Annotated in this window: 9 protein-coding genes; 6 read left to right on the top strand and 3 right to left on the bottom strand. The window is 68.9% G+C overall.

Going from position 1 to position 9,408, the window contains the following annotated elements:
- Nucleotides 1-109: 109 nt before the first annotated feature.
- Nucleotides 110-1,045: an RluA family pseudouridine synthase gene (locus tag HNO80_RS07785; RefSeq protein ID WP_175322279.1), complete on the top strand. Its 936-nt coding sequence runs from the start codon at nucleotides 110-112 to the stop codon at nucleotides 1,043-1,045.
- Between the two features lie 65 nt (nucleotides 1,046-1,110).
- Nucleotides 1,111-1,755: a DedA family protein gene (locus HNO80_RS07780; RefSeq protein WP_175322269.1), complete on the top strand. Its 645-nt coding sequence runs from the start codon at nucleotides 1,111-1,113 to the stop codon at nucleotides 1,753-1,755.
- A gap of 28 nt (nucleotides 1,756-1,783) precedes the next feature.
- Here the strand turns inward: HNO80_RS07780 and HNO80_RS07775 are convergent, their stop codons facing one another.
- The 3 genes from HNO80_RS07775 to HNO80_RS07765 all read right to left on the bottom strand — a co-directional run bounded on the left by HNO80_RS07775 (nucleotide 1,784) and on the right by HNO80_RS07765 (nucleotide 5,851).
- Nucleotides 1,784-2,089, bottom strand: coding sequence for a hypothetical protein (locus tag HNO80_RS07775; protein WP_175322268.1), 306 nt, complete (start codon nucleotides 2,087-2,089; stop codon nucleotides 1,784-1,786).
- A 42-nt stretch (nucleotides 2,090-2,131) separates the two neighbouring features.
- The gene (ppc, locus tag HNO80_RS07770) at nucleotides 2,132-4,951 is read right to left on the bottom strand and encodes a phosphoenolpyruvate carboxylase (RefSeq protein ID WP_175322267.1); all 2,820 of its coding nucleotides are present in this window, start codon (nucleotides 4,949-4,951) and stop codon (nucleotides 2,132-2,134) included.
- Nucleotides 4,952-5,170: 219 nt separating this feature from the next.
- Nucleotides 5,171-5,851, bottom strand: coding sequence for an NADPH-dependent F420 reductase (locus HNO80_RS07765; RefSeq protein ID WP_175322266.1), 681 nt, complete (start codon nucleotides 5,849-5,851; stop codon nucleotides 5,171-5,173).
- A gap of 184 nt (nucleotides 5,852-6,035) precedes the next feature.
- Here HNO80_RS07765 and HNO80_RS07760 point away from each other — a divergent pair, with 184 nt between their 5' ends.
- The 4 genes from HNO80_RS07760 to HNO80_RS07745 all read left to right on the top strand — a co-directional run bounded on the left by HNO80_RS07760 (nucleotide 6,036) and on the right by HNO80_RS07745 (nucleotide 9,303).
- Nucleotides 6,036-7,046 (top strand): aldo/keto reductase, encoded by a 1,011-nt coding sequence (locus tag HNO80_RS07760; protein WP_175322265.1) that lies wholly within the window; start codon nucleotides 6,036-6,038, stop codon nucleotides 7,044-7,046.
- Entirely contained in the window at nucleotides 7,043-7,636 is a 594-nt protein-coding gene (locus tag HNO80_RS07755) for a TetR/AcrR family transcriptional regulator (protein WP_175322264.1), read from the top strand. The genes HNO80_RS07760 and HNO80_RS07755 overlap by 4 nt, the downstream gene beginning before the upstream one ends.
- Nucleotides 7,637-7,749: 113 nt before the next feature.
- Nucleotides 7,750-8,385 (top strand): TetR/AcrR family transcriptional regulator, encoded by a 636-nt coding sequence (locus tag HNO80_RS07750; RefSeq protein ID WP_175322263.1) that lies wholly within the window; start codon nucleotides 7,750-7,752, stop codon nucleotides 8,383-8,385.
- A gap of 78 nt (nucleotides 8,386-8,463) precedes the next feature.
- Nucleotides 8,464-9,303 (top strand): DUF1684 domain-containing protein, encoded by an 840-nt coding sequence (locus HNO80_RS07745; protein WP_175322262.1) that lies wholly within the window; start codon nucleotides 8,464-8,466, stop codon nucleotides 9,301-9,303.
- Nucleotides 9,304-9,408 lie beyond the last annotated feature (105 nt).

Here is a 9,408-nt window from a genome sequence, read left to right as displayed (position 1 = left end):
TTTTTTTCAAATAAATTTTTTCCCCCCGGCCCCATTTTCGGGGGGGGGGGGGGGGGGGGGGGGCCGGGGGGGGGGGTGAGCCGGGCGGGCAAAGTAGAATGGACCGGTGATGCAATCCCCCCTGCCCGTGCGCGACGGCGTGAACGCGACCCGCCTGCGGCTGCCGGACGAGGGGCCGTGGGAGACCGCCATGGACTACATGATGCACCGCTGGGGGCACATCGACCCGCAGGGCATTGAGGACCGCTTCGACGCCGGCGAAATCGTGGGCGAGGCAGGCATCCCGCTGGACCGCACCACCCCGCTGCAGCGCCACACCTTCATCTGGTACTACCGTTCGCTGCCGCCCGAGACCCGCATCCCGGTGGAACTGAACATCCTGCACCAGGACGAGCACCTCCTGGTCGTGGACAAGCCGCACTTCCTGCCCACCACCCCGGGCGGCACCTACATCCAGGAGTCGGCCCTGGTGCGCCTGCGGAACCAGCTGCGGCTGCCGGACCTGGTCCCGATGCACCGACTGGACCGCATGACGGCCGGCATCCTGCTGCTCTCCACCAACCCCGAGACCCGCGGGAAGTACCAGGTGCTCTTCGAAAAGCGACAGGTCCAGAAGGAATACGAGTGCGTGTCCACCGCGGAGCCCGCCCCGGGGCACCCCGCCGTCGACTTCCCAGTAGTGGTGCGGAACCGGATGACCAAATCCCGCAGCTACCTGCTCGCCGAGGTCATCGAGGGTGAGCCCAACGCCGAGACCCGGATCGAGCGGTTGCGCACCTTTGACGCGCCCGACGGCGCCACACCGCGCCGTGCGCTCTACCGGCTGGAGCCGCACTCGGGGAAGACCCATCAGCTCCGCGTGCACATGGCGTCGCTAGGGCTCGGGATTGTGAACGACTCGTTCTATCCCGAGCTGCTGGACAAGGCGCCGGACGACTACGCCAAGCCCCTCCAGCTCCTGGCCCGCGGCATCCGCTTCGTGGACCCCATCTCGGGCAGCCCGGTGGAATACCGCAGCCGGCTCGAACTTTCCGAAGCCCGCTAGGCCGGGACAGGCGGCAGCACCGCAGCCATCCGCCCGGGGAGCCCGATATGCGGTAACTTGTGCCCATGGACCTGGCCAATGCGGACACCTGGGGAGCCGCGATCTATTTCTGGATCATCCCCGTGGTCCTCGGCGACGCCATCTTCCCGCCGGTCCCCTCCGAGATGGTGGTCATCACCGCCGGAGCCCTGTCCGCCGACGGCCGGGCCAATGTTTTCCTTGTGGCAATCCTCGCCGCCCTGGCCTCCTGGCTGGGGGACATCATGGTCTTCCAGCTCTTCAAGCGCCGCCTCAGCCACGTGCTGGACCGGTGGAGTTGGGGCCGCAAGTTCCACAGCGGCGTGCACCTGGCCATCGCGCGGGCCGGACGATCGTCGACCTACGGGGCCATCATCGGCATCCGCTTCATCCCGGGCGGCCGGCTTGCCACCACGGCCGCGGCCGGGATCGCCAACGTGTCCACCGGTGGCTTCAGTTTCTGCGCGGCGCTCGGCGGCAGCCTGTGGGCGGTCTGGTCGGTGGGCCTGGGGTACGTCACGGGCTCGGCCACCAAACTGCCGTTCTGGGCGAGCTCGCTGATCGGGGTGGGCCTTGGGCTGGTGATCGGCGCCGTCGTGGGGGTGGTCGTCACCCGCCGCCGCGGCAACCGCTCCCCCGTGGTGCAACCCGGATCCCCCGAGGCGGACCCCGACGCGGAGCTGGACTTCTAGACCGGCATTTCCGCTCCGGCCGGCGCGGCTACACCGCGGCCCAGCGGCCCCTGTTGCGCCGAAGCACCGTCAGGCTCCCGGTCACCGCGACGCGTTCGACGGCGTCGCGCATCAGGGCGGCCGATTCCAGCGCTTGGCTGTTCTCCGCCGCATAAGCCGTGGCGTCCACCAGGAACCGGAGGTTCAGCTGCGGGACCCCGCCGGCGAGTTCCAGCTGGTTGGACTCCACGTGGTGCCGCGTTCCGAGCGCCTCCACAGCCGTCGCCATCACGGCTTCCGGCGGGTTGCCCGGCTTGAGTCCGGTGATCTTGAGTCTGGTCTGGAACGACGGCATGGAACAACCCTAGCGGGACGGGCTGACGGACCTCTTCCGGGGCTACCCGGTGTTGCGCAGGCCGGCCGCGACGCCGTTGACGGTGATCAGCATGGCCCGCTGGAGACGTTCGTCGATCTCGGCGTTGGGCATGCCCTCCCGTGCCGCAGCCTCGGCGCGGACCCGGCGCAGCAGCTCCACCTGCAGGTAACTGATCGGGTCCAGGTACTGGTCGCGGATCTCGAGGGAACGCTTGAGCGTGGGCTGGGCGTCGAGCAGCAGGTCCTCCCCCGTGAGGTTTTGGATCTCGGCCACGGTCAGCTCGTATTCGGCGCGGATGGCGTGGAACAAGTGGTGCAGCTCGGCCGGCACCAGAGTCGAGACGTAGTAGCCGGCAATGTCCATGTCCGTCTTGGCGAGCGTCATTTCGACGTTGGAGAGCACCGAGCGGAAGAAGTGCCAGCCGTCCATCATCTCCACGAGCTGGGCCGAGTTGCCTGCCTCGCGCGCGGCCTTGAGTCCGGAGCCGACGCCGAACCAGCCCGGCACGATCTGCCGCGACTGGGTCCAGCCAAACACCCACGGAATGGCCCGCAACCCCTCGAGGCCCGCACCGGAATCGGGGCGCTTGGACGGGCGGGAGCCGATGTTCAGCGAGCCCAGTTGCTCCACCGGGGTGGAGGCCATGAAGTAGGCCGGCAGGTCCGGATCGTCAATGAGGGTCCGGTAGCGGGCGAATGCCGCATCGGAGATGGTTTCCATGACGTGGCCGTAACGCTCGCGCTGGTCCTCAGAGGTGCGCGGGGTGCGGTGCAGCGCCGACCCCTGCAGCACGGCGGCGAGGGAGAGCTCCAGGTTCTCGCGCGCGAGCTCGGGCAGCGAGTACTTGTCCGAGATGACCTCGCCCTGTTCGGTGAACTTGATTTCGCCTTCAAGTACGCCGTTGGGCTGGGCCATGATCGCGTCGTAGGTCGGCCCACCACCGCGGCCGACCGAGCCGCCGCGGCCGTGGAAGAGCCGCACCCGGACGCCGTGCTTGGCCGCGACGTCGCGCAGCTTGCGCTGCGTCTTGTGGATTTCCCACTGGCTCGTCATCACGCCGGATTCCTTGTTGGAGTCCGAGTAACCGAGCATGATTTCCTGCACGTCGCCGCGCAGCCGGACCAGCTCGCGGTAGGACGCATCGGAGAGCAGCGCGTCCACGATCTCGGCCGAGGCGCGCAGCTCCTCCACGGTTTCCAGCAGCGGGGCGAAGCCGATCTTGGCATAGGGCGCCTCGCCGAAAAGGTTCACCAGCCCGGCCTCGCGGGCCAGCACGGCCGCGGCCAGGACATCGTCCGCGCCGCGGGTCATGGAAATGATGTACGTCTCGATCACGTCCGGGCCGTAGGTGCGCAGGGCGCGTCGGATCTCGCGGAAGACGTCGTACGTGCCGTCCGCGACGCCGTCGAGCTTGATCGGGTGGCCGGAGAGCGGGCGGCGGGACGCGAGCTCGGAGCCGAGCACTTCGAGCCGTTCGGCGCGGCTCAGTTCCGCGTAGCGCACGCCGGGCCCGCCGAGGCGGTCCATCAGCTGCCCGACGGCGTCATGGTGGTGGTCGGCGTGTTCGCGGATGTCCAGCGTGGCGAGGTGCAGTCCGAAAGAGGCGATCGCGCGCCGGACCCGGGCCAGCGCACCGTCGGCGGCGAGGCCGGCGTGGTGGTTCCGCAGCGACACCTCCAGCAGGCCCAGCTCGGCCAGGAGCTCAGCGGTGGCGGCGTAGTCGCGGCCGGGCTCGTGGGCCGAGCCGGCAGCCACCCGGCGGCCGGTGTTGAGCAGCTTTGCCTTGATGCAGGTGAGCTTGAGCCGGTACGGTTCCTGCGCGTTGAGCTCCAGGACGCGGCGGTCCAGTCCGGGCAGGTTCCCCAGGTCGACGTCGATCGAGTCCAGCAGCGCCTGGTCGGCCCCCGCCAGCGCGGTCGAGTTGGACAGGATGGAGATCAGCCCGTCGATCAGGCCGATGCTGATCCGGACGGCGTGCTGGTTCTGGATCTGCAGGATTTCGCGGGTGACGCAGGCGGTGACGTTGGGGTTGCCGTCCCGGTCCCCGCCGATCCAGGAGCCGAAGCGGATCGGCGCCTTCGTGACGGGCAGGGTGACGCCGTGCTCGCCGAGGAGTTCGGACAGGTCCGAGAGCATCTCCGGCATGGCGTCGCCAAGGATCCCGGTGAGGTAGTAGATCGCGTTCCGGGCCTCATCCACAGGGGTGGGCCGGACCTGGCGGAGCTCGTCCGTCTGCCACATCTGGTCGATCACCTCGGCCAGCTGGCGGTCCTGGCGGCGGCGGGCCGAGGTGCCTTCCCTGGTGGACTCGGCCAGGACGTCGGAGAGCCGGCGGATCTTGTCCAGCACCGAACGGCGGGATGCTTCGGTGGGGTGCGCGGTGAAGATGGGCCGGACGTCGAGTTCATCCACGACATCCTGCAGCACGGCGGACCCGGCCTGTTCGGCGATTTCCTCGACGGCTTTGGCCAGCCAGCCGTCCTTTTCCTGCCGGCTCCGCAGCCCGCGGACCCGGTGGACCTGCTCGGCGGCGTTGGCCAGGTGGAAATAGAACGCGAAGGCCCTGACCAGGTCGGTCGCCTGCTCAAGCGGCAGCGAGCCGAGCAGTTCGCGGACCTGGGCGACGACGTCGTACGAGCTCCACGGCCCGGTGGCATCGGCGCCGCCCCGGGCGGCCTCCTTCGATTCCTTGGTCAGCAGCCGCACCTGCTCCACGAGGTCGAGGAGCTCGGGGCCGTGCTGGCGGACCAGGGATTCGCCGAGGAGGGTGGACACCCGGCGGACGTCGGCGCGCAGTTCGGAGGCCAGATCCGTACCGGAAGTCAATGCAGTGTCAGCCATGGAAACAATCTTTCGAGGGTTCGACTTGGCTCGTACACTGCGCTGGATACTGTGAGCCGGGTTACTTGTACCCAAGGGATGTTACCCGGCTCACGCGCACGCGGGGAATCCGTCTCAGATAGTGTCCGGTGCCTTGACGGTGGCGGCGGCGCCCAACTAGCTCGCAGTTGAGGCCGTTTTGGGCGCCCAAAACGGCCTCAACTGCGAGTCAGATGGGGGTTAGCGGGCGATCTTGAAGTTGAAGTCCGCGTTTCCGAAGGCACCCCAGAGCCGCAGCCAGATCGGCAGGAGCATTTCCGTGCCGCGGGCCGTCGTGATGTCGCCCAGGTCGATAATGTCGCGGTGGCCCAGGTCCGCCAGCAGCCCCGCCACCACCGACTTGGCGTCCGCGTCGTTGCCGGAGACGAACACCGAGTGGTCGCCGCCGGCCACGCTGGCCGGGTCAACCATGACGCCGGCGTTCATCGTGTTGAGCGTCTTGACCACCCGCGCGTCCGGGAAGGCGCGCTGGATCTGCTCGCCAAGGCTGTCGGTGTTCACCGGGTTCAGCGAGGGCGGGAAGCCCTGGGAGAAGTCGAGCGGGTTGGCGATGTCGACGATGACCTTGCCGGCCAGGTTGGCGGCCCCGGCGGCGGCCAGCGCGTCCAGGGAACCGGTGCCGTTGGTGGCGTTGACAACGATCTCGCTGCCGGCGGCGGCCTCGGCGAAGGTGGTCAGGGAAATTTCGCCGTGCTCCGCGTGCCACTGGGCAAACGGGACGCCGCCCATCGGGCCAGCCTCGGTCCGGGCCAGCGTGGCCCGCGGATCGCGGGTTCCGATGACGACGTCGTGGCCAAGCTTTGCCAGGGCTCCTGCGACGGCGGGACCGACCGTGCCGGTGCCGAATACTGCAATTTTCATGGGGACCTCATTCGGGTAAGGACTTCTTCGGATCTTGGGGGGGTAGACAAGTTAGTCTACCGCTGGGCGAGACGCTACCAGACAGAACTGTCTACAGCAAGCGTCCGCCGGCGGTCCGCGGCCGCAGACGGTCATGACTGACAAATATTGAAATCTGTCAGCTGATTGTTGTACCGTTGCCCCCATGACCACTTCCCTGCTCAGCCCCACCCGCACGCTGGGCCTCAATGGCCCCCGCACCGCACCCATCGGACTCGGCCTGATGGGCATGTCCGATCTCTACGGCCCAGCCGACGACGCCGAGAGCATCGCCACCATCCAGGCAGCCCTGGACGCCGGCGTCACCCTGCTGGACACCGGCGACTTCTACGGCATGGGCCACAACGAGCTCCTGCTCCGCGACGCACTCCGCGGCCGCCGCCGGGAGAACGCCCTGATCAGCGTGAAATTCGGCGTGCTGCGCGACGCGGCCGGGGGCTGGAACGGCGTGGACAGCAGCCCGGCGGCCATCAAGAACTTCCTGGCCTACACCCTCCGCCGGCTCGGCACGGACTACGTCGACATCTACCGCCCCGCCCGGCTCGATCCGAAGGTGCCGCTGGAAGAGACCATGGGCACCCTCGCGGACCTGGTGAAACAGGGTTACATCCGCCACATCGGCCTCTCCGAAGTCGGCGCGGAGACCCTGCGCCGAGCCCACGCCGTCCACCCCGTCTCCGACCTGCAGATCGAGTACTCGCTGGTCTCCCGCGGCATCGAGCAGGACATCCTGCCCACGGCCCGCGAACTCGGAATCGGAATCACCGCCTACGGCGTCCTCTCCCGCGGCCTGGTCTCGGGCCACTGGCAGGCCGACGGCGGCCGGCGGGACTTCCGCGCCCACCTGCCGCGCTTCACCGGCGACAACTTGCAGCGCAACCTGGAACTCGTGGAACGGCTCCGTGCGATCACGGAGGCCAAGGGCGCCGCCGTGGCCCAGCTCGCCATCGCGTGGGTCCTGTCCCGCGGCGAAGACATCGTCCCGCTGGTAGGCGCCCGCCGCCGCGACCGCCTGGCCGAATCGCTGGGTGCCGCTGCGGTGGAGCTGTCCGCGCAGGACATCGCGGACATCGAAGCCGCGATGCCGGCCGACGCCGTCGCCGGCACCCGGTACGACGCCGGGCAGATGGCCATGCTCGACAGCGAGCGCCGGTGACACAGCCTGCCGGCGTCCTGACCGAAGAACGCATCCTTGAAGCCGCCGAGGACGTACTGCGGCGCTACGGACCGGCAAAAGCAACCGTGGTCGACGTCGCCAAGGCCCTGGGCATCAGCCACGGCAGCGTGTACCGGCACTTCCCGAACAAGCTGGCACTGCGCGACGCCGTGGCCCGGCGCTGGCTTGCCCGGATCGCCGAGCCGCTGGACCCGGCGGGCGACCCGGACGGGCCGGCCGCCCAGCGGCTGCTTCGCTGGCTGCAGCGGCTGGCGGCCATCAAGCACGGGATGGCACTCGAGGATCCCGAGCTCTTCGCGACGTTCTGCCAGCTGACCACGGAGGCTCGGGAGGTCGCGGCCGAGCACGTCGACCACCTCGCCGCGCAGCTCACCGAGATTGTCGCCGACGGGGTGGCCGCCGGCGAGTTCGTGGCGGCGGACCCGGTCAGGGCAGGCCGGGCCGTGCTGCACGCCACCGCCCGCTTCCACCACCCGCTGCACGCCGCGGAATGGCAGGACCCTGCCATCCAGGACGATCTCCTCGAGGTCTGGACCCTGCTGATCCAGGGCCTGGGCGTCCGGCCGTAGCCCCGGCGCCTGGTTCATCAGCACCGGGGCCGGAGCCGGACGCGGGCATAACGGCCCGGGCCCGGAGCCACCCCCGGCTGACCCGGACAGACTGGTCTGTGTACCATGAAGTCATGACGCCGACAGCAGCCACCGCACCAACCGCCGCCGGGCCGCGGACTGTCCGGACACCGGCAGGGCAGGCCAAGGACAAGATCCTGGCGACGGCCTTCCGGCTCTTCTATGCCCAGGGACTCCGGGCGGCCGGCATCGACACGATCATCGCCGAATCCGGCGTCGCGAAGGCCACCTTCTACAAGTACTTCCCGGCCAAGGATGACCTGATCCTGGCCTACCTGGAACAGGTTGACGGGGTCTGGACCGGGCAGCTGCACTCCGCCGCCGAAGCCGCGGGGCCGGACCCCGCGGATCAATTGGTGGGCCTGTTCGACGCGCTCTCCACCGCCTGCCGCCGCGACGGCTACCGCGGCTGCGCCTTCATCAACGCGGCCGCCGAGTCGGCCTCCGGCACCCGGGTGCATGAGCGGACGGTTGCCCACAAGCAGCACATCCTGGCCTGGATCCGGGACCTGGCGGACAAAGCCGGCGCCCCGGATCCTGACCGCCTGGCCCGCAGCCTGACCCTGGTCCTCGACGGCGGCCTGGCCAGCGGGGTGCTCGACGCCGACCCCGCCGCTGCCGCCGCCGCCCGCACCACGGCCGCGCAACTGGTAGCAGCCGCCCTCAAAAACCCGCCCACCCCCAACTGACAGGCAGTTGTTCTCGTCTTGAGCCCTCAGAACGACAACAACTGCGAGCTAGTTGGGCTGATACCCGCAGAGGTGCCCTTGACCGCCGCCCCGTCCCCCACTGATGCGCAACTCGCCCGCTGGCAGCGCTTCCGCAACAGCCGGAACACGGCCCTCGCAAGCGAGTACGGCTGGCTCACCCTGACCTCCTTCCAGTGGCTGCCGGAGAGCCCGGCCGCCGTCGAGCTCGTCCCCGGCCTCTGGTCCACGGACGGCACGACGGCGTTCCTTACCGCCGCCGCGGCGGAGGGGCTGACCCTTGTGGAGACCGGCGAGCCCGTGGACGGGACCATCAGCGCGGCGCTTGCGAATGAAGAGTCGCTGCTGTGGGTCCAGTTCGGCGGGACGGACGGCCGGCAGGTCAGGGTGGAGCTCGCGATGCGGGCCAACAAATACGCGCTGCGCACCCGGGATTCGACATCGCCGGTGTTCACGGGGTTCGACGGCGTACCCACCTTTGATTACCGGCCGGACCTGGTCATCGAGGCGCGGTTCACGCCCTATCCCGAGCCGGTGGACGTGCCCATCGGAACCGCCAACCCGCTGGTGGACGGTGTGCACCGTTCCGTCGGCGAGCTCGTGTTCCGGCTCCCCGGCCAGGAGCACGAGTGCCACCTGCAGGCCGAAGAGGAGAAGCTCGGCGCCCTCACCGTGACGTTCCACGACGAGACCAATGGGATAACGACGGACGAATGGCGCAAAGTCTCGACCGCCCGGCCCCGCGTCGATTCCCTGGGAAACAGAACGGTCATCCTGGACTTCAACCGCGCGATCAACTATCCCAGCGCCTTCACCCCGTACGGCACCTGCCCCATGCCGGTGAAGAACAACAGCCTGGACTACCGGATCGAAGCCGGCGAAAAGCAGCCCTTCGCCTAATCCCCTAAGCGCGAACGTCCACTTCAAGCCCCCCCTAAAGCGCGAAAGTACACTTGAGGCCCAAAAAATCCGTAGATTCAGGGCCTCAAGTGTCCGTTCGCGCTG

It is taken from the genome of Arthrobacter sp. C9C5, from assembly GCF_013359735.1.
In the GTDB taxonomy this organism is placed as follows: domain Bacteria; phylum Actinomycetota; class Actinomycetes; order Actinomycetales; family Micrococcaceae; genus Arthrobacter.
The sequence above is the reverse complement of the archived record's forward strand: the minus strand, read 5'-3'. Positions and strand labels throughout refer to the sequence as shown.